Source organism: Pontibacter beigongshangensis (assembly GCF_014332515.1).
GTDB classification, from domain to species: Bacteria; Bacteroidota; Bacteroidia; order Cytophagales; family Hymenobacteraceae; genus Pontibacter; species Pontibacter beigongshangensis.
This window is the reverse complement of record NZ_VFSD01000025.1, coordinates 21050-46003: the sequence shown is the minus strand read 5'-3', so window position 1 is coordinate 46003 and position 24954 is coordinate 21050. Positions and strand designations below refer to the sequence as shown.

The window sequence follows — 24954 nt, the reverse complement described above, 5'->3', positions numbered from 1 at the left end:
GGGTTCTGACAGAATTATATTCCTGATGCAGACAATCCTGTTCATCCTATCATCCTGTAAATCCTGATTCTGATAACCCTACACTAGCACCTTAACCTGTTGCCTTATCTTGGTATACAGCAGCTGCTCCAGCTGCTCTGCGCGGTGGTTGTAGGTATGGGCAGAGAGCACTTTGCGGTAGGCAGCCTTGCCAACGGCCATTGCCTTTTCGGCTGTAAGATCGGCCATGATAGCGTCTACTTCGGTGCCACTTTTCGCCACCAGAATCTCCTTCTCCGGTTCAAAGAAAAAGTCGATGCCTTCCCAGTAGTCGGTAATAATGCAGGCTCCGGCTCCGGCTGCCTCGAACACGCGCGTGGCCGGCGAGAAACCGTAGCGGGCCATGCTCTCGCGGCTGATGTTGAGCACAGCCTTGGGAGTGCAGTTAAAGGCGTTGTGATCTTTGGTGTAGACGTGGCCCATGTACTTTACATTCGGGCTCATGGGTTTGTCGCCCCATCCACTGCCGCCAAGCATAAAGGTTTTGCCGGGCGTGGCGGCAGCAGGGTTCAGAAAGAACTCTTCTACACGTGCCTCACGGTCAGGCAGGCGGTTGCCCAGGAAAGCCAGGTCGCAGGCAAAACGCTCTTCGGAAACGACCGGGTGGTGAGTGGCTGTGTCCAGGGCATTGTAGATTGGCACGCACTTTTTAGCGCCTAATGCTTCGTACGCTTCTATCACTGGTTGGCCGCCACCGTAGGTCAGTACCATGTCGTACTGCGGAATGAGCTGCCGGAAGGGGTCTTGGGAGTTGTTGTGCACACGGTCTAAGGTAGCAGGGGCGTCCACATCCCAGAAAAGCACAAGTGTCTTTTCATTCTGAAAACGCAGCACCTCCCGCTCCAGCAACTCATCGAACACACCCACTCCGCTGGCTTTAACAATGATGTCGGCTTTGGCTGCTGCTTCCAGACAGCGGGAGGCGGCTTCTGCCGTAGCCTTATATACTACCACTGTCGCCCAGTCGGGGTCGGGCATGTCGCGGTTCTGCTGGCGGTCGTAAGCATCGGGTTCGTAGAAGGTAACGTGGTGGCCCCGATCGTGCAGCGCCCGCACAATGCCACGGTAATAAGTAGCAGCACCATTCCAGTAGGCCGATACGAGGCTGGAGCCGAAGAAGGCTATGTCAAGTTTTTTGGTTTTCATGCAGTGGCAGTTTGCGTTGGAGTTACTTTGGAGGCTGCTATTCCCAGCTCCAGGCACACCTGCTCCAGCTCGTTTACACGGTGGGCACAGGTATGGCGACTTTGAATAGTTTGCAGACCATGGCTGGCTATTGCTTCTGCTGTGGCTTTATTATTCAGAATGGTCTGCAGGTGCTGCTTCATCTCCTCGCCGGTTCGGGCCACCAGGAAATCTTTTCCGGGAGTGAATAAGTTCTCAGCATCATCCCAGGGCGAAGAAATAAGCGGAATGCCACAAGCCATGGCCTCGAACGGGCGGATGGTCGGGATGCCCGGCAGCGTCTCCACATAAGGTCTTCGCGGCACGTGCACCGTTACTTTGTGTTTGGCAAATTCTTCGGCTGCTTTGTAGTTGGGCAACCAGCCACCATACTCGATACCCGCATCGGCCAATGCTTTGCGGGCATGATCGGGGTAACGCACGCCGTATATCTTCGCTTTCAGCCCCAGCTCCTTTACCGGGTTTATCAGGAACTCGTGCAGCTCGGCCGTACGCTCCTCATCGCCCCAGTTGCCAATCCAGACCAGGTCTCCCTCATCTTGGGTTTGCTTGTGCGGGTAGAACACGCTGGTGTCTGCGGCTTCGTGCCAGGTCCAGGCGCGGGAGGTCCAGCCTTCCTGCAGGTACAGGTCGCGTATTACCTGACCAAAGGCCAGCACGCCGTCGTAGTGGGTAAGGTCGTACGGGCCATGCTTTCGCGCTCTGTCACCGCACGGTGGTGTGTGTCGTGAAAGAGCAGTTTGTAATTGCTTTTTACCCGGTGCTCCCCAACCCGTCTCACCAGCTCGTGTTCGCTCCACTCATGCACCAGCACCAGATCGGCTTCCTGCAGCACTTCATCCAGGTCCAAACTATCCAGGGTGTAGAAGTTGGTACTGATGCCGGGGTAGTATTCCTGTAGTTCCTCCAGCTTCTCCTGGCCATACCCTTCAATAAGATTCTGCAGGCTCCAGCCGTTCTGAGGTTCATACACCTGCACCCGGTGCCCCCGCTCCTGCAGCTCCCGCACCACCCCCCGCAGGAAATGCGCGTTGCCGTGGTTCCAGTCGGAGAGGATGGAGTGGTAGAAAAGGACGATGTTCATTTATTTAATTTTGATTGAGTGATTAAGTGAATTATTTCAATGATTTTGGCCTTCCAGATGCTGGTTGTCGCTGTGCTCCTCCTCCTCAAACCTCACAGCGTCTTCCAGACCTGTGCGTGTTTTGGGAACCAATCAGCAGCATCAGCAGAAAAAGTTCTTCGGAAGGCCAATTTCATTCAAATAATTACTGCTGTAACAATTCGCTTTTCCTGCTGCCTGCCAGGACACTCTCAGGTCTGGGTCTTTCTTATTCCACCAACACTTCCGGCAGTTTAAACCGAAGGAGCTGGCGGTAGATGTGGCTGTAATCCTGGGCCATATGGTCGGCGCTGTAGCCATGCGACCGCTTTACAGCGCGGCACGACATAATGTTGCGGGTAAACTCATCGTCGATCAGGCTGTTGATGGTGTCGCGCAGCTCATCGGCATCGTTGGGATTCACGTATTTGGTGGCATTTCCCCAGATCTCGGTCAGGCTATCCGTTTTACCTACCACCAGGGCACAACCAGACATGGCGGCTTCCAGAATAGTCAGGCCAAAGGGCTCATACTTGGCGGGCAGGACGTAGATGGAGGCCCTGGAGAGCCAGTCGGTCACTTCACTGGCGGTCAGCTGCCCCAGGAAGTGCACGTTCTCCAAATCCACTGATTCCCCTGTGGTGGGGTGCTTGTCGTCGCCGGCAATGTACACAGGCCAATGCAGGTCCGAGGCGATGTGCGCGAGCATGGCTATATTTTTGGCCTCATCCCACACACGGCCCATGCTGAAAATAAACGGCTCCTTGCGGCCGAACTGGAAAAGCTGCTGCCCGCGCCCGTTGTAAATAACCGTGCTCTGCTTAAAGGGGCCGTACAGATCCTCCGCCTGGTGCAGCATAGACTGGGTAGGGGCCACTACGATGTCGGCCGCATGAAGGCCGGCTTTGATGGTTTCGTGGTACTGGTTCCACGCTGAGGAAGCTTCCTCCCCCTTCACCGCCCGCCACCACGACAGCACACAGGAATGCACCACTACCACCACAGGTTTTCCCCAGTCCAGGTTTCCATGGGCCATGTTGTTGAGGTGAATGATGTCTGGCTTTACCTCCTCTTTCAGGCGCAGCAACCACTCCCCGGCTTTGGCCAGGTCCTCCCAGGGGTTCTCCATCCACTCGAGCTTATACTCGCTCTCATACACAGTCAGGTTGCTGATCTTTTTTACTTCCTCCTGCTGCTCCTCGCTTAGTGGTGCCCCCATGGTGGCCAGTGCTACCTGAACACCAAAATCGTTCAGGGCTCTGATTAGTTCTATGGCATATGTCCAGACACCGCCTAAGGTGTCTGCCGTCATCAATATCTTTGATGGATGCTGTACTTCCATAATCTTGTTATCTACCGTAAATCTTGTCTAACACTTCTGCTACTTTCACAAACTCTTCCGCCTGCTGGTCGAAGCCCTGGCCGCTGGCTAGGCGTTCGGCCCATACCACACCTGCTCTGCCCGACCATTCGTCTGGCGGGGAGCACAGCCGCTCTGCCTTTGTACCGTGATAGCGCTCTGCCACAAAGTCGTAGAACGAGCCATTCATATTTTTGAAGGCCACCCCGCCGTTCGTGCCATAAAAAGTAGCGCTGATAATGGCCTCCTGCCCCGCCGGCAGGTTCCAGGAGCAGCTCAGAGAGATGTTGGCGCCAGTGCCCAGGGTTATGTTGGCGGTAGCATAATCTTCCACCTTACCCTCCGCCATGCCAATTGGTTTTCCTTTGGCAAACAAGCTGCTTTGCACCTCCTTCACCCTCGGAAAATTAAGTGACCACAGGGCCAGGTCCACCAGGTGCACGCCCAGGTCTATCACACAGCCGCCGCCCGAAAGCTTCGGCTCGTAAAACCAGGCTTTGTCTGGCCCATAGGCATTATGGAAAACCAGCTCCACGGCGTAGACATGCCCCAACTCCCCGGATTGCACCACCTGGTACACCTGCTGCATAGCAGCCGTATGCCGATACGAGAGGTCAACGCCTAACAGCTTATTGCCGGCACGGGCAGCTTCCATTACGCGTCTTGTTTCCTCCACGTTGCGCCCCAAAGGCTTCTGGCAGAACACTGCCTTCCCGGCCTCCAGCGACAGAATGCTCTGCTCTGCATGAAAAGCGCTCGGCGTGGCAATAACCACACCATCCAGGTCGCTTCTTTCCAGCATGGCATCGAGCGAGTTTACAGCTACGGCAGCAGGAGCACTTTTCAGCGCCTCGCTTGTGTTCTGCGGCACTACATCGGCAATGCAGGCTACATCGGCCACTTTGTTTTTAACAATGGCTTCCATACGGTTGCGGCCGATCCAGCCCACGCCTAAAAAACCTAATTTCGGTCTGGTGCCAGATGCTTTTGCTGATGGAAGTGCTGTGGTTGTTTGGGTATTGTCGGGTGTGGTTTGGTGCATGGTTAAAATGTGATAAGGGCTTTTACAAATCCGTCGGGGCGGTTGGTAAGGTGGTCAAAGGCTTCATGTATGCTTGCGAGGTTGTATGTATGGGTATAGAGGGCATCTGGCCGTAAGGACCCACTTGCCACGGCCTCCACAGCCTCCTGCATTCCTTTAATGTATTCCTGCGGATCGCGCTCATGCGCGTTTATCACGTCGAGGCCGCGCCAGTTCCAGAGCTGGATGTTTACCTGCCGCATGCCATCCTGGTGGAAACCGGCTATGATCAGCCTTCCCCGCTCTGCTGCCAGTTCGCCCGCCAGGTTCAGGGGCCACTCTTTGCCAGTACACTCTATTACACGTTCGCAGAAGGCGCCGCTGGTGAGGCTTTTTACTTGCTCGATAATCTGCCAGTGGTCGTTCATTTTTATCACTTCATCGGCTCCACAGGCTGTTGCCACCTCTAAAGAAAAATCACGCTGCGATATGGCGATAACTCTGGCACCGGCATTTTTTGCCAGTTGCACCAGCAGCGCCCCCAGAAAGCTGATGCCCAGGATCGCCACGGTCTGCCCGGCTTTGATGTCGCTCCGGCGGAAGATGTTCATGGCGCAACCCAGCGGCTCCCCCGGAAAAGGTTTTCCAGCCAGGGTCTGCTCCGAGAGGTTATCGAGCGCTCTTACTTCGTAGCCATGGCTCAGTAGTTCGTCTGCCAGATGAGAGCCGATAAAGCCGGCGCCACCTGTAATCAAGATTCGTTGTTTCATAGTTGCATTCTGTTTAGAAGGTATGGTTAAAATGGCTGGCTATCTGGCCTGATCGTAATCTGGTTCACTGACACTCCTGCTGGCTGTCGCAAGGCAAACAGCACTGCGTCTGCCACATTTGCAGGGCTAAGTGCGCCATATCCAATGTCAGCTGCCGTGTGAGATCCGGAAACAGTATTTTCAAAAAAGGAGGTGTCGGTTACGCCGGGCGCCACCACCGTTACCCGGATGGCAGGTAGCACTTCCTGCCGCAGGGTTTCGGCCACCACTTCGAGGGCGGCTTTGGAGGCTGCATAAATGCCTCCGTAAGGGTAGGCGTGCCGCGCAGCTACAGAAGACAAGAAGACAACATGGCCCTGCCCGGCGGCAATCATGCCGGGCACGAAGGCCCGCACCAGCCGCAAGGCTCCCGTTAAGTTGGTATTGATGATCTGTTGCCACTTCTCCGGGTCGCCCTCCGCCAGTTTCTCGTGGATGCCGCGGCCGGCGCAGCAAACTAAAATATCTGGCTGGCCGACCTGCCCTATCAGCTCTGCAAAAAGGGTGTCCACCTGCGGACCGGAGGCTACATCGCACAAAAAGGAAAGCGTCTGCGGAGGCAAATCATTAACTGGCAGAATATCGGCAATGACGGTTTGTACGCCTGCCTCAGAGAGCTTTCCGGCTATGGCCAAACCAATGCCCGAGCCCCCGCCAGATACTAAAGCTCTTTTTCCTATAAGGTACGACAATGTCTTTTGAACTAAGCAGTTACTATATATTCCGGTTACAATCAGTGATAGCTAAGAACGAGGTTTAAATACTTCTGGTTGTAGAAGAAGCTGCTACAATTCGGTAAATACGCGTGAAATCCGTATAAGTCCCTAGCAAGAAAAAATAGCACAAAAAACATCTGCCCGCCCAGTAGAGGCAGTTCAGCAGCGATGGTAGAGCATAATTCCTGCTGAAAGACTTTCTGGTACAAATACTGAGAATAAAGACAGCTGCGGCACATGGACACTATGCCATCGGAAGGGGCAATTCGATTAGAATAATTTTTGTGTGAAATACTTACTGCGTGCAGCTACCGAAAATGTAATGCATTACCACAGAATTGGGAAAGAATATTACTTTTAGGGCGCTATAAGTTAACTACCTGCCAACTTTTCACAGGGCACTCCATTGGTAGAACACAGTAAAAGCCTAGCTAAATTATTTGAATAAAAACGGCCCTTCTGCTACGGGATGGCTCTAGCTGCCGTGCCTGCGTACAAAAGTCAACAGCTCTGAAAAGTATGTCTTTTCAGGTTGAGAATTACTTATTAACTTTCCCGCGAATCTTAAAGCGCTGGATATGAACTTTGCTGCTGACATAATCCTGGAAAATAACCATGTTTTGCTACGCGCTCTGCAACCCACAGACGCTCCTGGTTTAATGGCTATCGTATTGGATGACCGGATCTGGCAATTTACGACCTCGCGTATTGCCGATGCGGCCGAACTGGACCAGTGGCTGGCCGCTGCCCTAACAGCCCGCGAGCAGCAGCAGCGCTACACCTTTGTTATTGTAGACAAAGCTTCTGGTGCTATAGCTGGCAGCACCGCGTTCGGTAACATATCCGTTCCAGATAGGCGGCTCGAGATTGGCTGGACCTGGCTTGGGCAAGGCTTCTGGGGAAGTGGCCTGAACAAAGCCTGCAAATACCTGCTGCTGTCTTACGCTTTTGAAGTACTGCAATACGAGCGTGTGGAGCTTAAGACCGATGTGCTGAACCTGAGATCGCGCAAGGCAATGTGCAAGCTTGGGGCTACAGAAGAAGGTGTGCTCCGAAGTCATACGCTGATGCACGACGGGCGCAGGCGCGACACCATTTACTATAGCCTACTACTACCAGAGTGGGAAGAGCGGAAAGCGAGTGTTTTTGCCGGCCTGTAATTTTGTTTTCTATAAAAGCTACTTTTTCTTTCCTTTACGTATAGCTGTTAAAACAACTTTTAGCAGGTTGGGTAGTAACTTCTCTCATAACCAGATTGTACTGATCAGGCACGCCAGGCCAATGGTGGATCGGCATGGCTTCTTCAGCTCCAGAGCAGCTGCCCGGTTTATCTCTGATTATGATGCGGCCGCTGTGGAGGAGTTTGTTTTTGAGCACCACGCCTTGCCGACCGGCAGCTACAAAAAGATTTTCTGCAGTACCCTTCTCCGCTCCCAGCTTACGGCCAAAGCCATCTTTGGCGAAGACGCCACCTTCGTTGTCCGGCCCGAATTCAGGGAGTTCGAACGGAAGGTTTTTTCATTGCCGCTGCTCCGGCTGCCTGTAGGGTTCTGGCTGGTGATGGCGCGCCTGCTGTGGTTTCTGGGGTTTAACAGCAAAGGCATTGAGACATTTGCGCAAGCCCGGCAGCGTGCCCGCACCTGCGCCAACATACTGGCAGGCGAGGCTGAAACGCATCATGCCGCTATTCTGGTAGCGCACGGCCTGCTCAACAACTTTATTATGCTGGAGTTGCGCCGGATGGGGTGGAAACTGACCGACAAGGGCGGAAGCAGCTTTCTGGCGGTCAATATACTGCAACGAAGAAAAGCTGATGCAGAATCCCAAGCCTGAAACACTGCCTCTGCCGGTGTAACGTAATTTACCAGACCTTCTTTGTATTATTATTTTTCAAACCCTTTGCCTTATTGGCGCAAATTATTCTAATTAAAACGCCCTTCCCGGCGCTTCTGCTATTACCAGAGCGCCGGGAAGGGCGTTTTAATGGTTTAACCTGCCGGCTACTACTTATACCCTTCTGTCTGGGCTATGTTCCTGTTCACGTCTATTTCACCTTGCGGTATTGGCCAGGTCCATTCGCGGGCGGCGGGTACCAGGGTCTCACTGGCGGCGGCATTCTCTACGTCTGCTCTGCTGACGGTGCGTATGGTCCGTTTTAAGTCGAACCAACGGTGGCCTTCCGCAAACAGTTCTTTCCGGCGTTCCAGGGCAATAGCATCCAGCAAAGCTTGTTGCCCAATCGAAACGGTGGGCGCAAAGCCTTTGATTCTGGCGGCGCGAAGCGTTTGTAAGTCTGTTAGGGCGGTGTTCAGTTTAGCTCCCCCCTGCCTTGCTCTGGCCTCCGCCCGGATCAGGTACATCTCTCCGGTTCTGAGCACTTTCCAGTCCACGAGGTTGTCCAGGGCTTCTCCCCGGCCCAGGTACTTGGTCACAATTCTTCTGGAGCTGCTTCCGGGAGCGGTGTTTCCCGGATAAACAGCGGCACTGGCCCCTGCCTCTCTGCCTCCAAAATAGGCTGCATACCTGATGTCGTTTGCTTTGTTGAACATGTCCTCCAGGTGTCTGGCTGGCCGGAACAGGTTCAGGTTTGCGCTACCAATGTGGATACCTGTCCCTGCCTGCCCTTCGCCAGGACTGAAAGTCACTTTCCAGATCACTTCTTTATCAGCGGGGTAATTGTCTTTCCATATAGCTGCAAAGGCATCTCTATCTGCCAAATCCAGCGCTGCGATTACCTGCGATGCATAGCTTTCGGCTGCCTCGAAATCTTCTACATACAAGTTTAGGCGCGCTAACAGGGCACGGGCAGCTATCTGGTCGATGTAGGCCCGGTTAGTGGGTGCGTTGATTGTCCTGTCTACATCTCCCAGCAAGGTATCAGCCGCTGTCAAGTCTCTAAAGATATTGTCGTAGGTTTCTTTCACTGTCAGGCGGGTGGGCAGATCTTCTACGTTCACGGTAGTTTTGTAGGGCACGCCGTTGGCAGTGGAGTTGCGGTCGTAGCTTTCGCCCCAGAACCGCAGCAGGTCGAAATGTGCCATGCCCCTGATGGCCAGTGCCTGCCCTTTTATGCGATTTACACGCTTGGCATTAGTGGCCGAGTACTGCTCAATGTTCCGCAACGTCAGGTTGGCCTGCGCAATTACTGCGTAGGCGGCTACCCAGGCTATTTCTATGTTGGCCTCATCTGTTGCATAGGTCCAGTTAGTTTGTGCGGCCCAATTGCCAAAGTCCTCCTTCGTCTGTACCAGGTCATCGGCCATCATATCGGGTAGCGCGGCCCAGGTGCCGGCGTTGTACATGCCGATCCCGTAATATCCCGGTGCTCTAAAGAGGGCATAGGCACCTGTGAGTGCAAACTCATGATCATCTAAGGAAAAGAAGCCGCCTGGAGAACCAGCTTTCTGATATTCGGGCTCTACTTCAATAATATCTTTACAGGCCGGGAAGATGATCGCACAGCCTAGGCCCAGCCCCAGTAGTAAGTTACGTAATTTCATTTCTTCAAATCAGTTTTTACAGTCCAACAGAAATCCCAAAGGTAATCGTGCGCAAAGCGGGGTACTGTGCTCCCGATAACTGGCCCGGCACCCTGGACCTGGCTCCTGTCAGCGCTGGCGTAGAGACTTCCGGGTCGAAGCCCAGGAACTTGGTGAAGGTGGCCAGGTTCTGCCCCTGCGCAAAAACGCTCACATGGCGGAGCCTGGCAGCTTTTAGTACATTTCCCGGCAGCGTGTACGACACCATCAGGTTGCGCCATCTCAGGAAATCGCCCTCTTCTATAAACCGTGTGGTGCCTGTGCGCAGCACCTGGGAGGCACGCGGGATAGCAGTAACCTGCCCCGGCTCACGCCACTCGTCCAGCATGGCGGCCGCCAGGTTATCCCACACAAAAGACGGGTTCTCTATATTGGTACGGTCTTCGTTGTATATCTTGTTGCCTTGCACAAAGGTGAAGAAGGTACTGAGGGCAAAGCCTTTATACTGAAGGGAGGTCCCAAAGCCTCCGAAGAAGGGCACCTCTGCAGAGCCCACCAGTACCCGATCAGCAGGGTTGTACACCTCCGTTAAATCGCCATTCAGGTTCAGGTACTGCGCATTGCCGTTATCGGGGTTTACACCAGCGTATCGTACCACATAAAAGGAGTTCAGGGCCTCCCCTTCGCGGTTCATATACACCCCACTGATGATATCGTTGTCGCCTTCGCCAACCAGCTTGTTGATCCTGTTTCGGTTGTGGGTCAGGTTGAGGTTGGCACTCCAGGTAAAGTCCTGCGTTTTGATCAGGTCGCCATCCAGCGAGAACTCCACGCCGCTGTTCTGTAAAGTGCCGACGTTCGATACCAAGTTGGTATAGCCGGTGGTTCTTGAGAGCTGGCGGTTCAGGAAAAGATCGGAGGTCAGGGCGTGGTAGTACTCGATGGTAGCCCGCAGGCGGCCCTGCAGCGTGGCCAGTTCCAGGCCTGTGTTAAAGGTAGTGCGGCGCTCCCACTTCAGTTGCTCATTCTCCAGCTGCACCTGCTGCAAACCGCTCACCCCATTGTACACAGCACGGCCATACAACTCCCTCGACTGAAAATCGCCGAGACCAGCCTGGTTGCCGGACGTGCCATAGCTGGCCTTAAACTTCAGTTCGTTAAACACCCCGGTGAGTGCTTCCATAAAAGCCTCTTCTGACACAACCCAGCTTACGCCTGCAGAGCCGAAGTTTGCCCATTGGTGGTTGAGGCCAAAGCGGGAAGACCCGTCGCGACGCCCTGTTGCGCTTACAAAGTACCTGTTTTTGTAGCCATAGTGCACCATCGTAAAGTAAGACAGCAGCGCTTGCTCATTACCCCCGCCATTTACAGCCGGAATAAATCCGTTCGTAGCAGTACCCGGCGTAATGCCAGCCTCGTTCTCGAAGGGTCCGCCCAGACCGTAGCCTGTAAAACCAAAGTTCTTGCCCCCTCCTTTCACGATTTCGTTAAACATGGAAACCTGGAGCGTGTGGTCTGAGCCAAAGCGCCGGTCGTATGAGGCCGAGGTGGTGCCGGTATACCCAAAAAAGCGGTTGTAGCCTCTGCTATACTGCCCCTTGCCGCCGGGCACTCCCCGGCCGGGAGCTGTAGTGGGGTCTAGCAGCTCGGATGTTTCGTTAGAAAAATAGTCGCCGCCCCAGCTTGTTCTGAAAGATAGTCCGGGCAGGAATGGCACGTTATAGGCTACATACACATTGCCCACCCCCTTCAGCTGCTGCCGGAGGCTGGTATTTTCGTAGATCAGTTCGAGCGCGTTGGGCTGCCACGATGCCACTGGCTGGTTATAGTTTCCGTTTTGGTCGTAGGGTGGCTCGTAGGGGTTGCTCCAGCGAATGGCATTCAGGGGCACGTTGGTAGATGTGGTGGCCTCGTAGGTGTTTGCCAGTTCAGAATAGCCAAAAGTGGAGTTGAGGCCAAAGGTAAAATCGCCGGCCCGGCTCTCGATGTTGGCTCTGCCTGTGTAGCGGTCCAGGCCGGTGTTGCGTACCGTGCCTTCCTGGTCGAAGATCGAACCCGACAGGAGGTAAGTAGTTTTGTTGTTGCCGCCAGAAGCGGTCAGCGTATGGTTCTTGGTAAGGCCGGTCCTGAACAGTTCCTTTTCCCAACTGGTATTGATAGCCGACAGGCGGGCAATGTCATCAGCATCCCAGCCGTAAGGGTTTCCGTTTGCCAGCTCATAAGCCAGCTTTTCCTGCGAGTTCATGACCCTGTGCCTGTTCTCGGGCATAGTGGAGAAGCCGTACTGCACATGGTAATCCAGGAGGGTTGGTCCTTCCACTCCTTTTTTGGTAGTGATCACCACCACACCGTTCGCTCCGCGCGAACCGTACTGTGAGGTAGAGATCGCATCTTTCAGAATAGTGTAAGAGGCAAAATCGGCATGGTTTAAGGTAGAAAAATCGGTAGCTGAAATTTCCACGCCATCCAGAATAAACAAAGGCTGAGTCCCCCCAAACACAGAGCCTCTGCCCCGGATCAGTACACTGGCAGTGGCTCCAGGCTGACCGGAGTTGGCCTGCACCAGCATGCCCGTCGCCCTGCCCTGCAGCGCCTGCTCAAAAGACCCGAAGGGGTTCAGGGCAACTTCCTGGCCTGCCACGGTGGCCACCGAGCCGGTTACTTCGCGCCGGTTCTGGGTCTGGTAGCCCGTTACCACTATTTCGGAGAGTTGCTTTGCATCGGCGGCTAAAGCTATGGCAAGCACTGTGCTGTCGCCAACAACCACTTCCTGGGCTACCATGCCCATCAGGCTAAAAATCAGGGTCAGGTTTTCCGTGGCACTGTTAGCAGGTACGCCCAGGCTAAACCTGCCTTCCTGATCTGTACTGGTACCTGTTGCAGCGCCTTTCACGCTTACAGACACGCCAGGCAATGCCTTAGCAGTTGCCTGCTCTGTAACTGTTCCCGTAACTGTTCTGTCCTGCGCCACTGCCTGCTGTAGCAGACATAGCAGCAGAGCAAGTTTTAACAGTAAAACTTTTTTCATACTTGTGTTAGATTAAATAAGGTACTAAATCTGAAAAAGCTGAAACAGGCAACTGTATGAAAATGGGGCAGCACCAATAGGAAGCAATTACCTGACAGCCAAACTATTGCACATCACAACTACAGCTCCATCAGATGGCAGCGTGAACGATTCCAGGCTACTGGTCGGCTTCCATTCGGGAGGCGGTGCATTTGGGCAGTTTCGGCACGAGCAGGCCTCTCGGTTCCTGGCTTCAAATCAGCAATAAATTCTTAAAACTGGCATCAGGCGAATGATTAGCATCAGTTATCCGTCAAGAAACAAATGATGCTGGATATTAGGGAGCAGCGTAACTTACTGCCAGAAATAAATGCGTTCTGATAACCTCAAATTATTTATACAAATAAAAGTACTAACTAAACTAAAATTTATCAAGTTTGGTTTTAATAGCGACAGTCCTACTTCAGTTTGCAAATATGCGGCAAGAATACCTCATTACAATATCAGGGAAGATTTTTTTCATATATCACCTATTTACTAGGTAGTTATATCGATTCTTTAAAATTTGCAGGGCCTTGATAAAATACTAATTTCAGCTGCTTCATACCATTGCTCATTCACCAGTACGGATAACTTTCCTATAGATTAACCAGAAATTATTTGAACGAGTTATCCTATCCAAGTCTCTCTGCTGCTGCTCCTTCAGGTTCTCTGATTATCTCCAGGTGAGGAGGGAAACCGTCCAGCTATAGCAACCGCTCCGGGTTAATCTTTTAAGGGAAGAACAAAAAGTGCCTCTTCCATGCATATAGGCAGTTTCAGGGTTTTCCAGGATTTGGATAGACGCCGGAGCTTGTGTATAACATAAAAAATGCGGTGGCAGCAGCCACTTCCGATTCAGAAGCCGCTGCTGCCACCGCATTTTTTGTTCTGCTGCTAGAAGGACCAATCGTTGTTCAACCTGCCAATGGTATGGTGCGCCGTGAGGTCGAACTGGCAGGGAACTACCGAAACATAGTTATTTACCAGCGCCCACTCATCGGTGTCCTCGCCCTTGTCGAAGTTCACGAAGCTGCCCGTCATCCAAAAATAGCGGCGGTTGTTCGGATCGAGCCGTTCATCAAACTCCTCCTGCCACCTGGCATGCGCCTGCCGGCAGATTTTGATGCCCTTTATTTTTTCGTCGCTCTTTTTAGGGATATTTACGTTAAGGGCTGTATTTTCCGGTATTTGATGTTTCAGGGCCTGCAAAATAATTTGCTCCACCGCCTCGGCCGCATGCGAGAAATCGGCTTCGTGCCCATAATCGCAAAGCGAGAAACCTATGGCAGGGAAACCTTCAATGGCCGCCTCTATAGCCGCCGACATGGTGCCGGAATATAAGACGCTGATGCTGGAGTTGGAGCCGTGGTTAATGCCGCTCACCACCAGGTCCGGCCTGCGGTCTTTGAGCACATAAAATTTGGCCAGCTTTACACAGTCGGCCGGCGTGCCGGAGCACTCGTAGGCTTCCACGCCCAGGTCGTGCAGGGCAATGGATCTGTCGAGGCGCAGGGTATTGCCAATGGTAATGGCGTGGCCCATGCCAGACTGCGGGCTGTCGGGCGCTACCACTACAACCTCCCCTATTTTTTGTGCTACCTCTACCAGCATCCGGATGCCCGGAGCCGTAATGCCATCGTCGTTTGAGACTAATATTAATGGTTTCGACATGTTAATTTTCTTTTAGGTGCTGCCAGTCAGTGATCAGACGCAGGGCATTCTGTAGTGATCCGGATTTTAAGGCACTGCTGCTCCTGCTGATGTCGGTGTGGAGAGGCAATAGTCTTGCTGCCACACACACTGACTGGTTTATAAATTACCGCTAATATACAACAACCTGCACCTGCTCATCAAGAATTAATCTGAATAATAAATTTTCGGGCTAAAAATGCGTGCCCTGAATCAGATAATCATTTATTCGCCTTTTGTGATATCCAGGATTTATGGCTATTATTGCTTTCATGAGTTTTCTACGCGCACCATATAATCGGACAGATCTTGGTTTATTACTGCTCCGGCTTGGCATCGGGTTCATGTTTATTCTGCATGGATGGCCAAAACTGGCAGGCGGACCGGAAAAATGGGAGCAGGTAGGGAGAACAATGGAGCTGATAGGAATTAGCTTTGTTCCTGCCCTATGGGGGTTTATGGCGGGCGCTGCCGAGGCAATAGGCGGAGCGTTGCTGATGCTGGGCCTGCTGCACCGCCCTATCTGTATACTGCTTACTCTCACGATGCTGATGGCCACGATCCGGCACCTATCCGCCGGCGACGGCTTTAGCGGCTACTCTCATGCCCTGGAGGCAGCCATCCTGTTTTTTGCCCTCTACTTTATCGGCCCCGGAAAGTACAGTCTGGACGAAGCCATCTTACCTACCCGAAAAGACCGCAGCGTTTTCTAGGTCCTGCATGGGTAGCGCACTCCTTACAAATTATTAGAATGAAAATGCCCCTCCGGACACAATTGCACCTGCTGTAAGAGCCCCCCTGTGCCTGATCAACAAACCATCTTCGTGCTTCGCCAAATTGAAAATTAAAAATTAAAAATTAAAAATTTTGCCAAAGAATACAGACTGCGGCTTACCTTTCCGGATCCATACAGGGCATCATCACCTTGAGAAAAACGACACATGTACCACGACTTTTAATTTATGTACAAAAGGTGAAACAAAGTCCGATAAGTTGGATTGCTGACTACGCCCGCTTTTTGTCAGGTAATCTCCGACTTCCTTTGCTTCAGAAAAGCAGAACGAAGCACTGCCGGTTTCTATGCTTTACTGCTGCATTTTCAGGCACCAGAACAGTATTAATTTCTCTTTAAAGAAAACAATCCCTGCTGATATCGTAAAGGAGAGAGAGACGTGGCTGCCTGAGCCGCACCTGGTCAGCCAATCAGGAAACAGAAACCAGATGGATGATCGAAGTCATTGGTAGAATGGCAGCAGTTTTCTAATTTACCAACTAACCTTTATCGCAAATTAAAACCATGGCAAAAAAGAACTTAATAGGCATCGACGCAGCGCACGCGCAGCAACTGTCAGAAAAGCTCAATATACTTTTATCGAATTATCAGCTGTTTTACATCAACGCACGGGGCTTTCACTGGAATATAGCCGGGAACAAGTTTTTTGAGCTGCACGCCAAATTCGAAGAACTTTATGACGATGCTATCATTAAAGTAGACGAGATAGCGGAGCGGATCCTGACGCTGGGACACAAGCCGTACCACACCTTTACCAAGTACCTGGCAAATGCCAGCATCAAAGAAGTATCTGATGTGTCGGACGGCGACACGGCGGTGCGGGAGGTGCTGCAGGGCTTTAGTGTGCTGCTGGATATTGAGCGGGAAGTGCTGGCCCTGGCCGCTGACGCCAACGACGAAGGCACTAACGCCCTCATGAGCGATTATATCAGGGAACAGGAGAAACTGGTCTGGATGTACTCGGCTTACCTGGACGAGTAGTTTTTCTGAATTCGACAGAAGACACAGGTAGCAGGACACAGTACTTTATCAGTAAATCAAAATAGTGACGGATACCTCATCCGATGTATTGAGCTCTGGTGCGTGCCCGCAGCTCGTACTTACACCCCACTTGATCATCTGGAACTAGGAAAATCAGGTTATGAAGACTTGATGCCTTACATGCTGTTGCTCACTGGGCGTAGTCTCCGGCTACGCTTTTTTATGGGTTAGTCTCCGGCTAACCTCGCTGCCTGAAGCAGCGAAAAAGCTGCAGGGGCAGACGCTACTCCAGAAAATCGTTTAAAGCCCGGGTTTGCTTCTGTGAAACAATGGCACGCAGAAGCTCCCTGACATAAAAAGGCCGTAGCCATAAACCACACCCAGCGATAGAGAGAGGCGGTTTCAAAAGCAACCATCTAACAAGTAAGCCTTATGTAGTCAGCAATCCAACTTATCGGACTTTGTTTCACCTTTTGTACCTAAATTAAAAGTCGTGGTACGTGTGTCGTTTTTCTCAAGGTGATGATGCCCTGTATGGATCCGGAAAGGTAAGCTGCCGTCTATAGCAACCAATAATCAAATTATTGTAATCAAAATGGCCCTCCGGAGGCAATATAACTGCTGTTGTACCTGCTGCTTAAGGCGGCATTTCATCTCAACTTACAACTCCCTGATCCAGATGTTGCGGTAAGCCACAGGGTTGCCATGGTCCTGCAAGCTGATGGCGGCTTTGCCGTGTGGTTTGTATTCCGGTAATCCAATGTATTCGGTAGGCCCCTTTACCTCCACGTTGTTCTGAATCAGCACCCCGTTATGCAACACCGTTACGCGGGCCGGGGAGAAAAGCGAGCCGTCTTCTTTAAACCGGGGGGCCGTGTAAATGATGTCGTACACGTTCCATTCGGTGGGCTTGCGCATGGCGTTTACCAGGGGGCGGTGCTGCTTGTAAATGCTGCCGGCCTGCCCGTTGGAGTAGGTTCTGTTGTTGTAGGAGTCGAGCACCTGCACCTCGTAGCGGTCCTGCAGAAAAATGCCGCTGTTGCCCCGGCCCTGGCTGTTGCCTTTAACCTCGTCGGGCGCGCTCCACTCTATGTGCAACTGAAAATCTCCGAACTCGCGCTTCGTGGAAATGTCGCCTTTGCCAACCGTAAAGGTGCCGTCTTTTACCGGCCAGGAAGCTTCGCCGTCTCCGGCTTTGGCTTTCCACTGGCTCAGGCTTTTGCCATCGAACAGCACAATCGCATCCGAGGGCGGAGCCATCGCAACTCCTGGCGTGACCACACGCGGCTCAGGCTCCCAGAACTCTGTCATTTCGGGTACCATTTTAGGCGGCACGGGTACTTGCTGGGCCTGCACAGCCGTAACGGCAAAAAGCCCCATCGCAAAAGTTGCCAAGGTTATTTTGGGTAAAAGTCTGCTTCTTGTATTCATAGAGATGTCTTTTCTTCTTAACTGATGTTACGCACAGTTGCCCAAGTCCCGGGTAGATTAACAGCAAAAGCGGCTGAAGCCTGTACTGCTATCCTGTAAAACTTAAAGAACAGCAGCCAAGACCTCGCAGCGTGCGCAGCTCCTGCGAGCCTCTGAGAGAACCGGAGTTGAACACCCTGCGAGAACGGTGACAACCAAATTATTTGAATGAAATTGACCCTCCGGAAGTTCTGCTGCTGCTGCGCAAGATCAGCTTCTTCATTATACTGCCGGATTTAGGAACTTGCTTTCCCAGCGAATCAACTTCGGAAATTCAATTCATGAATAGTTAATTTAACGAGTTTATCCAGTCCGCAATTTTCAGGGCTTCTTCTGTGGGCACCTGTGGCATGGGCGGCATGGGTGTGGCGTAGCTGGGCCAGTTCTCCGGTTTCGGGTTATGGATAAGCTCCACTATCTGGTTGCTGGTGTATTTGCGTTTTGCTATTTCGCTGAAGGCCGGGCCTACCTGCTTTTTGTCGGGGGCATGGCAGGCGGTGCAGGTATTCTTTACCAGCAGGGGCTTCACATCGTCGAATGTTGGCTTTCTGGTGGCAGCAGAGGCCAGTGCCGTGGGCCTTGCCTTTGCTGGTGCCGTGGCTTTTGGGGCTGGAGTTGCTCTGCCAGCCGCAGCTTTTGCCTGCGTTGTTTTGGCAGAGTTGCGGGTGCTCACCTCGCTCAGGGCCAACTTCTGGCCATCAGGAATATGGTTCAGGGTATAATAAGCCCTGGGGTGCACCAGCGAATAGTAATTTTCTTTCGCTCTTACGCCATCCAGCATAATGGTGTGGATATAAGACTCGCGGAGGTTATCTACCAGAATGCGAGCCTTCATGCCGTCTTCCGAAACTTTTACGCCCCGGATGGTGCATACCTGCTCATTTACCGGCGGGCTGCCATACACGGCCTGGTATTTATAGATGAAACTCTCCACTTTGTAGGAGGCGATGTCTTCAGCAGCCTTTTTGTCAACGGGCAGGGTAAAGCTTATCTCAAAGCCGTCGGGCATGGCCCGAATGGTTTGCATCTCAAACGGGATGCGTTTGTTCCACACAAGGCGCTGCAGCCCTTCGTTTGCTTCGCCGGCCGATCCCCAGCCCCTGTTCGTTTCGCCTACAAAAAGCGACTTGTCCTTGGCCCATGCCATGCGCAGCACCCCCGACTGAAACCCGCTCCGAAAGTCGATCACCGCGCCCTGGTACTCGTCTTTTACCTTCTCCAGCATCACGCGCATAATCTTGCTCTGCCCCTGGTCCCCGATCAGCACCTGCCCCGCAAACGGCCCGAAATGCCCTTCGGGTATTTTAATCAATTCCGAATTGGATATTCCCATAATGCCATGCGGAAGCCAGACAGCAGGCAGGCGCATTTCCGGAAAATCCTTCTTTAGCTCGAACATGGTGCTGAACTCCTCGTTCTGCCGGTTCTCAGGCTTTACAGAGTTACCTTTTTCGTCGGTTTCGATGCGCGGGTCTACTTTTGCGTGCACTTGTTCTATGGTCATTTTTACAGGAGACTCGGGGCGGTTGCTCCATTGTAAGCCAGCAGGGTGCGCTGTAAAAACACCTTTCTTCAGGTGCCATATGCCGCCCGAGGCCACCCAGTCTCCCTGGTTTTCGGAGTAGAACAGTTCGCCATCTATCATGCCCAGGCCAGCCGGAGAACGCAGGCCCGTGGCCCAGGGCTCCATCTTGCCGTCTTCGGTTATCCTCAGCAGCCAGCCCCGCCAGGGCACCATGCTGAGGGCATGCCACCAGGCGCCGCCAAAGCCAAGGTTTGTCGACACAAAGAAAGAACCATCCGGGGCCAGTTTCGGGCCAAAGCTATACTCATGGTAATTGCCCGATAACGGCCAGGCATACACCGTTTCGAACAGGTCTGCTTTGCCGTCGTGGTCGGTGTCGGTCATTTTGGTTAACTCCCCACGCTGGGCGCAGTAAAGGGACCCATCTTTATAGGCCAGCCCCAGCACCTCGTGCAAGCCGGAGGCAAACTTCCGGAAATGCGGACGGGCACTTGTCGGATTTTCCACGATGAAAATATCGCCACGCCTGGTAGCCACGCCCAGGTCGCCGTTGGGCAGCAGGGTGAGGCCACCGACCTCCAGCAAAGTACCTTCCGGAGAGCTGATCCGCATGATCTTGTAAAAATCTTCCTCCTTCGGCGACTCCTGTGCCTGCGTCTGCAGGGCAGCTCCTGCGGCCAGCGCCGCTGCCAGCACCAGGCGCTTTATCCGGTTGCTATATCTGTTTTTCATCAGTCCTGAAATCATCATTAGAATAGAATGGAGTAAACCAGCTTTTGCCGGACCGGAAGCAGGAGTTCCTGCTTTCCGGCCATGTTGCGCAATACGGGCTTTGCGCCTCCTGCCTCTTCTACCCGCAGGTAATAAGATTTGTCGTCGATCAGGTACAGGCCTTTGCCAATTTCCTCTATCTTGCTTCCTTCTGCCAGGCGCACATACAAACCCGGGCCTGCGTGCTGCAGGGTGAGCTCGCGCCGGATGCCCTGCCCCTTCTCCACTATCCGGAGCGCATCCTGTACGGAGGCGCCATGGGCCTCATACATAAAAGTAGGCTGGTTGTCGGGGCTTAACCGGTAGCCTTTGGGCCGGTAGCCGCTGCCGGTGGTGTCTGTTACCCAGGCTGCCTGTTCGTTGGTAAGTTTTGCCAGGGTCAGGGCTGGCTTCCCGAAATGTTTAACAGAGCCGATGGGTCGCGAGGATCCATCGCCCCGGTCGTGCCACATGGGCGTGGCATCTATAAAACCGCCCCGCCACAGCTGCACCAGCATGCCATGGTCCAGGTCGTAGGTGTAGTGCAGGTGGGTCGGGCTGCCCACCGACACGGCATGTGTGACCCGGTAATTGCCGGGCACATCCATGAAACTGCGCAATATGGGCTTCTCCTCGGCGGAGACCAGGATAGGATCCGTTATGTTAGCCAGACCGACTTCCGGATCACTGATGATGAACTCCCGCAGGCCCGGACCGCTCACCTTTAGTTCCAGCACAGGGGCTGCCCAGTCCATGTATTTGGTGTACAGAATCTCAACAGGCAACTCCCCTTTTGGCAGTGTAATGTTTCCTTTTCCGTCCCATTCTCTCATCTGAATGACTTCTTTTTTGTTGATGCGCAGGGAGCTGGCACCGCCAGGGGTTCGGGTGCTGAAGCTGTAGTCGCCTGGCTCTTTCACGGAGAGGGTGCCGGTATAGCGGACAAAAAACCGGTTCGACTTGTAGTCCAGGTTCGAGGTGAGGATGCCAGTTGCGCCCGCTGCCTCAGGCGGAAGGTTGTTATAAGCGACTTTTTCGTCGTAGCGCCCTTTGTAAACGGTATAGTGGAGGGCGGTAAGTTCCGGGCGGGGGCTGGTAAAATGACTGACCCTGATGTGGCGAAAGGCAACAGAGCCGTGGTCGCCCTGGAGCCGGATGGGTCCGGTGGGTTTCTCTTCGTTACTTATGGCACCTCGGGTGGGCCCGGTGAGTTCCACATTTTCATGGATCATGGTTCCGTTCAGCTCTACCCGCAGGAACCTGGCGTTCGCCACTTTCTTACCTGCCGCATCGAAGCGAGGTGCCTGAAAGGAAATTTTCAGGTGCTGCCACAACCCCGGAGCCCGCCCGGCATGCTGGCGCGCCACATAGCCCTGGTAGCCTTGCTGCCCTTTCGGCCGGCTGTCGTCCCAGCGCTCGTACACGCCTCCGTTAGAGGCGGCGGTAAGGTTGGTTTCTCCCCAGCTATCCATTAATTGCAGCTCGTACCGGCCTTGCAGGTAAATGCCCGAATTGGAGCCGGCCGCCATCATGTACTCCAGTTCCAGGTCCACATCGCCGTATTCGTTCACCGTGAACAGGTCCTGGCCCGGTTTCTTTTTTGAGTGGGTATTCACCAGCACCCCGGTTCCTTTGCTTGCAGTCAGCAGGTTTGCCCTGACCAGATCAGCGGTTACGTCGCCTGCTACCTGCCAGCTTTTGCCAGGATCCCGGAAAAAGGACAGATCTGTAAGAGGAACCGTTTTGCGCTGGCCATCGGCCTGCACCGCAACCACTGCAAAAACCAAGGAGGCAACCGCAAACAGCCAGGCGGAAGAAATACGACAGTAGTGTTGAAACATCTATAGGTTATGATTTAAGACTGAATACTTTTACTCAAATGCTTTTTCAGCGATTCTGATGCACCAGGGCACCACCTGGGAAAAGGCCTCACAGCTATTTCTGAATTATTTGAATGAAAAGGGACCTCCCGGCAGATTTCCTGCCGCCGCAGGACATTAATAAATACATGCCCGGGCTCCGTAGAGCATGCCTGAGCCAATCTGTCGGAACTGCGGCCCAGAGGATTTTTCACGAACTAATATTAGTTATTTTTCCTAGAACAGCAAGCCCTCTGGGTGATAGTATTGGCACCTTTGCCGGAAGAGGTTAAGAAAACGGTTCCTTTTTCTGCTGCCTTCCCGGCCTGTGGCAAAGGTAGCAGGTGCACCTGAAAAGAGGGGGTATCAAATGTTTCGGATATGTGCCATGGTCGTTAACAAAGCGTATTAACCGATCCGTTCCGGCTGCACGACAAAATCAGGCGAACCAGAGCTGCTACCTGACACGAGTTTCACTTTTCAGGCGGCCCTGCCTTCGGGAGCTTGTACAGGCAAATTTCAGGGCAGCTTCCGGTGCAGTTCGATCTGATTTTACTGTCGGCCATAAAACATTCCGTTCAGCTACAGCTCCAAAACCGGAGAGGCCAGTTTGAAAGCTCTGCTATTCTTGCCATCTTTAATGCCAATATCAGGCTATATGAACCACCGTTTTTCTCACTCCGAGGCTATTGCCGCCCTGTCGCAGGATCCTGTGCTGGCCAAGATCATTATTGCCGGCCGGCCACTTCCTTCCTCCCGTTCCGAAGATGTTTACGTTAAACTGCTGAGTGCTATTGTGTCGCAGCAGCTGGGCACGAAGGTCGCCGCCACTATTTTCAGGAGGTTTACGGCGCTGTTTCCGGATAACTACCCGGCACCCGCCCAGGTGCTCAGCACTCCCGACGAAGTGCTTCGCAGCGCAGGACTGTCTTTCCAGAAGATCGGCTATATCCGGCATGTGGCAGCCTTTGCCGCCGAAGGAAAACTGGCCCATGCCGCCATCGATGCCATGCCCGACGAGGACCTGATCCTGCACCTGACCCAGATCAAGGGCGTCGGCCGCTGGACGGTAGAGATGCTGCTGATGTTTGCCCTGGAGCGCCCCGATGTGCTGCCCCTCGACGACCTGGGGATACAAAATGCCATGAAGCGGCACTATGCGCTGGAAGAGACGGGCAAGGAGCTCAAACGGAAGATGCTCGAAATTGGTGAAGCGTGGCGCCCCTACCGCACCATCGCCTGCAAGTACCTCTGGCAGTCGCTCAACAATGCACCGGATTAAATTTCGGATCTAAATAACATAAGACTACCAAACCTTGCTTACATTTGCGCTGGCTTTGCAGAAGCCTTCTATATTGCAGCAATAGGGTGCAGCAGCAGTGGCAGCAGCTCCGGAGGGGCATTTTCATTCGAATAATTAGTTTACTGTGCTGATGGTTTAATGTGCCGATGTGCTACTTACTTGATTTGTAAATTTTTCAATTTGGAGTTTTGAAAATGAAGGACCTGAGCTGGCTATCTCACAAAACCTAGTCTCCGGCCATCGGGCTGTGAGCGCTCAGCGCCTCAAATATCCAAAAAAAACAGCGGAAAGGCCCTGGAAACGCAGTGGCTAAGACTGTTGGAACCAATAGGTATTGGAATAGCGATACCCCGATAATATGTTATACTCCTGAATAATCTCAAAATTTGAAAGCTAAACCTGGCAGCACCTGGCCTGCGGGCAGGTTGCCTGCAGCTTTTATCCTTTATCTTAAACCCCATTACCAACCTTTGTATGTTTAAAAATTTTACTGTTATTGCCATTTTACTTTTAATTACCAGTGGTGCAGGCTTTGCCCAGAGCAACTTTACAAAAGGGTACGTTGTGCTCGCCCACGGCGACACTATTTCCGGTTTGGTCGATGACCGCGGCGAATTCAGGAACTCCCAGCAAATCACGTTCAAGGCAACCGGTACGTCGGAGGAAAAGCAGTATCAGCCTGCCGATCTTATCAGCTACCAGGTAGGCGGCCACATTTACCGCAGCACCCAGATTACCCACCAGGGACAGCCGCAGACCGTGTTTCTGGAGCTGATAAACGATGGCCACCTCCGCCTGTTCTATTGGAAAGACAGCAAAGACAAGCAGTACCTGTATGTGCAGCAAGATAGCGCCCTGCTGGAGCTGACAAACGAGAAGAAGACGATAAAGCAGAACGGTAAGAAATATGCGTTTTATGCAAAAGGCTATGTGAACACACTGAACACCGTGGCAGGCGATTGCGGAGAGGCGGCCACCGAAGACCTGAAGTTCAACCTAAAAGCGATTGCAGCTTATGTTGCCGCCTACAACACCTGCAAAGGAGGGGTTGCCTACACTTCCGAGAAACCGAGCATCCGGGCCCGCATCACCAAGTCGATATATGCAGGCATCAACCAGTCGTCGGTTGCCACGGTAGGCTCGGCCAGGTTCTCGGAGACCAATACCCGGACTGGGCTGAATGCAGGAGTTGGCTTACACATCGGCTTTCCGAACAACAAATTCTTTTTCGATCTGCTGGCAGAATATAACCGCAAGGGAGCCGAGGCTGTGGCCGAGCGCATCAACTTCGACCTGCATTACCTCAATATCTCGCCCGGCATCAGCTATGTGTACCCTAAAGGCAAGCTGCGCCCGATGGTTGGCATCGGCTTTACGGCGGGCTACCTGGTAAGCTCAAAAGAATCGGCTTATACCCGCATGAGGTACGAAAAGCAGGTCAGGCTCTTCGATAATACAGTAGAAAACGACGAGGTGCCATACGAAGTTGGCTTCGAGGCGAAAGCCGGTGTGAAGTACGCGCTCGTAAACAACCTCAACCTGGTTCTGAAGGCACGTTTTAGCAAAACGCTCATCCCATTCAACTTCGGCAGCAGCATCTACTACAACCACGTGGCTTCGCTGCAGGCAGGGCTGGAATTTTAATAATAGACCAACCTCCCATAAACTGATCAGCCCCTCCGGGCACCTTTCTGCTGAAGCAGTAGAAGGTGCCCGGAGGGGCTTTTCTATTACAATAATTCTGTACGCACCTGTAAATCAAAACAAAGGATGTGCCTTGTAAATCGGCGGTCCATACCACCTCAATTGTATACCAACCAGAGA

Annotated in this window: 19 protein-coding genes; 6 read left to right on the top strand and 13 right to left on the bottom strand. The window is 52.9% G+C overall.

Annotation, left to right across the window (positions count from 1 at the left end):
- Positions 1–78: 78 nt before the first annotated feature.
- The 7 genes from FJM74_RS18355 to FJM74_RS18330 form a co-directional block, all read right to left on the bottom strand.
- Entirely contained in the window at positions 79–1185 is a 1107-nt protein-coding gene (locus tag FJM74_RS18355; protein WP_187264098.1) for a CgeB family protein, read from the bottom strand.
- On the bottom strand, positions 1182–1883 hold the full coding sequence (locus FJM74_RS22460; protein ID WP_317175585.1) for a CgeB family protein: 702 nt from the start codon (positions 1881–1883) through the stop codon (positions 1182–1184). The genes FJM74_RS18355 and FJM74_RS22460 overlap by 4 nt, the downstream gene beginning before the upstream one ends.
- Positions 1862–2308, bottom strand: coding sequence for a CgeB family protein (locus FJM74_RS22455; protein WP_241739239.1), 447 nt, complete (start codon positions 2306–2308; stop codon positions 1862–1864). The genes FJM74_RS22460 and FJM74_RS22455 overlap by 22 nt, the downstream gene beginning before the upstream one ends.
- A 247-nt stretch (positions 2309–2555) precedes the next feature.
- Complete coding sequence (locus FJM74_RS18345; RefSeq protein WP_241739238.1) at positions 2556–3668, bottom strand: glycosyltransferase family 4 protein; 1113 nt, start codon at positions 3666–3668, stop codon at positions 2556–2558.
- A gap of 7 nt (positions 3669–3675) precedes the next feature.
- A complete protein-coding gene (locus FJM74_RS18340) occupies positions 3676–4728 on the bottom strand; it encodes a Gfo/Idh/MocA family protein (RefSeq protein ID WP_187264097.1) in 1053 nt (350 codons plus the stop codon).
- Positions 4729–4730: 2 nt separating this feature from the next.
- A complete protein-coding gene (locus tag FJM74_RS18335) occupies positions 4731–5477 on the bottom strand; it encodes a zinc-binding dehydrogenase (protein WP_187264096.1) in 747 nt (248 codons plus the stop codon).
- Between the two features lie 26 nt (positions 5478–5503).
- Positions 5504–6208 carry an SDR family oxidoreductase gene (locus FJM74_RS18330; RefSeq protein ID WP_187264095.1) on the bottom strand — a complete coding sequence of 235 codons (705 nt, stop codon included), beginning with the start codon at positions 6206–6208 and terminating at the stop codon, positions 5504–5506.
- A 602-nt stretch (positions 6209–6810) separates the two neighbouring features.
- On the opposite strand from FJM74_RS18330, the gene FJM74_RS18325 reads away from it, so the two are divergent.
- Positions 6811–7392, top strand: coding sequence for a GNAT family N-acetyltransferase (locus FJM74_RS18325; RefSeq protein ID WP_187264094.1), 582 nt, complete (start codon positions 6811–6813; stop codon positions 7390–7392).
- A 67-nt stretch (positions 7393–7459) separates the two neighbouring features.
- The gene (locus tag FJM74_RS18320) at positions 7460–8065 is read left to right on the top strand and encodes a histidine phosphatase family protein (protein WP_241739237.1); all 606 of its coding nucleotides are present in this window, start codon (positions 7460–7462) and stop codon (positions 8063–8065) included.
- A gap of 170 nt (positions 8066–8235) precedes the next feature.
- On the opposite strand, the gene FJM74_RS18315 is transcribed toward FJM74_RS18320, so the two are convergent.
- The 3 genes from FJM74_RS18315 to surE all read right to left on the bottom strand — a co-directional run bounded on the left by FJM74_RS18315 (position 8236) and on the right by surE (position 14431).
- Positions 8236–9732 (bottom strand): RagB/SusD family nutrient uptake outer membrane protein, encoded by a 1497-nt coding sequence (locus FJM74_RS18315; RefSeq protein WP_187264093.1) that lies wholly within the window; start codon positions 9730–9732, stop codon positions 8236–8238.
- 16 nt (positions 9733–9748) lie between these two features.
- Complete coding sequence (locus FJM74_RS18310) at positions 9749–12739, bottom strand: SusC/RagA family TonB-linked outer membrane protein (protein ID WP_187264092.1); 2991 nt, start codon at positions 12737–12739, stop codon at positions 9749–9751.
- Positions 12740–13654: 915 nt separating this feature from the next.
- Positions 13655–14431, bottom strand: a complete 777-nt coding sequence (surE, locus tag FJM74_RS18305; RefSeq protein WP_187264091.1) for a 5'/3'-nucleotidase SurE — start codon at positions 14429–14431, stop codon at positions 13655–13657.
- A 272-nt stretch (positions 14432–14703) separates the two neighbouring features.
- On the opposite strand from surE, the gene FJM74_RS18300 reads away from it, so the two are divergent.
- Both FJM74_RS18300 and FJM74_RS18295 read left to right on the top strand, forming a co-directional pair.
- The gene (locus FJM74_RS18300; protein ID WP_241739236.1) at positions 14704–15162 is read left to right on the top strand and encodes a DoxX family protein; all 459 of its coding nucleotides are present in this window, start codon (positions 14704–14706) and stop codon (positions 15160–15162) included.
- 584 nt (positions 15163–15746) lie between these two features.
- Positions 15747–16223, top strand: coding sequence for a Dps family protein (locus FJM74_RS18295; RefSeq protein WP_187264090.1), 477 nt, complete (start codon positions 15747–15749; stop codon positions 16221–16223).
- 660 nt (positions 16224–16883) lie between these two features.
- On the opposite strand, the gene FJM74_RS18290 is transcribed toward FJM74_RS18295, so the two are convergent.
- The 3 genes from FJM74_RS18290 to FJM74_RS18280 form a co-directional block, all read right to left on the bottom strand.
- On the bottom strand, positions 16884–17654 hold the full coding sequence (locus FJM74_RS18290) for a 3-keto-disaccharide hydrolase (protein ID WP_187264089.1): 771 nt from the start codon (positions 17652–17654) through the stop codon (positions 16884–16886).
- Positions 17655–17982: 328 nt separating this feature from the next.
- Positions 17983–19950 carry a c-type cytochrome gene (locus FJM74_RS18285; protein ID WP_187264088.1) on the bottom strand — a complete coding sequence of 656 codons (1968 nt, stop codon included), beginning with the start codon at positions 19948–19950 and terminating at the stop codon, positions 17983–17985.
- 17 nt (positions 19951–19967) lie between these two features.
- Positions 19968–21809 carry a 3-keto-disaccharide hydrolase gene (locus tag FJM74_RS18280; RefSeq protein ID WP_187264087.1) on the bottom strand — a complete coding sequence of 614 codons (1842 nt, stop codon included), beginning with the start codon at positions 21807–21809 and terminating at the stop codon, positions 19968–19970.
- Between the two features lie 676 nt (positions 21810–22485).
- On the opposite strand from FJM74_RS18280, the gene FJM74_RS18275 reads away from it, so the two are divergent.
- Both FJM74_RS18275 and FJM74_RS18270 read left to right on the top strand, forming a co-directional pair.
- Positions 22486–23109, top strand: a complete 624-nt coding sequence (locus FJM74_RS18275) for a DNA-3-methyladenine glycosylase family protein (protein ID WP_187264086.1) — start codon at positions 22486–22488, stop codon at positions 23107–23109.
- Positions 23110–23604: 495 nt separating this feature from the next.
- Entirely contained in the window at positions 23605–24774 is a 1170-nt protein-coding gene (locus FJM74_RS18270; RefSeq protein WP_187264085.1) for an outer membrane beta-barrel protein, read from the top strand.
- Positions 24775–24954: the final 180 nt, after the last annotated feature.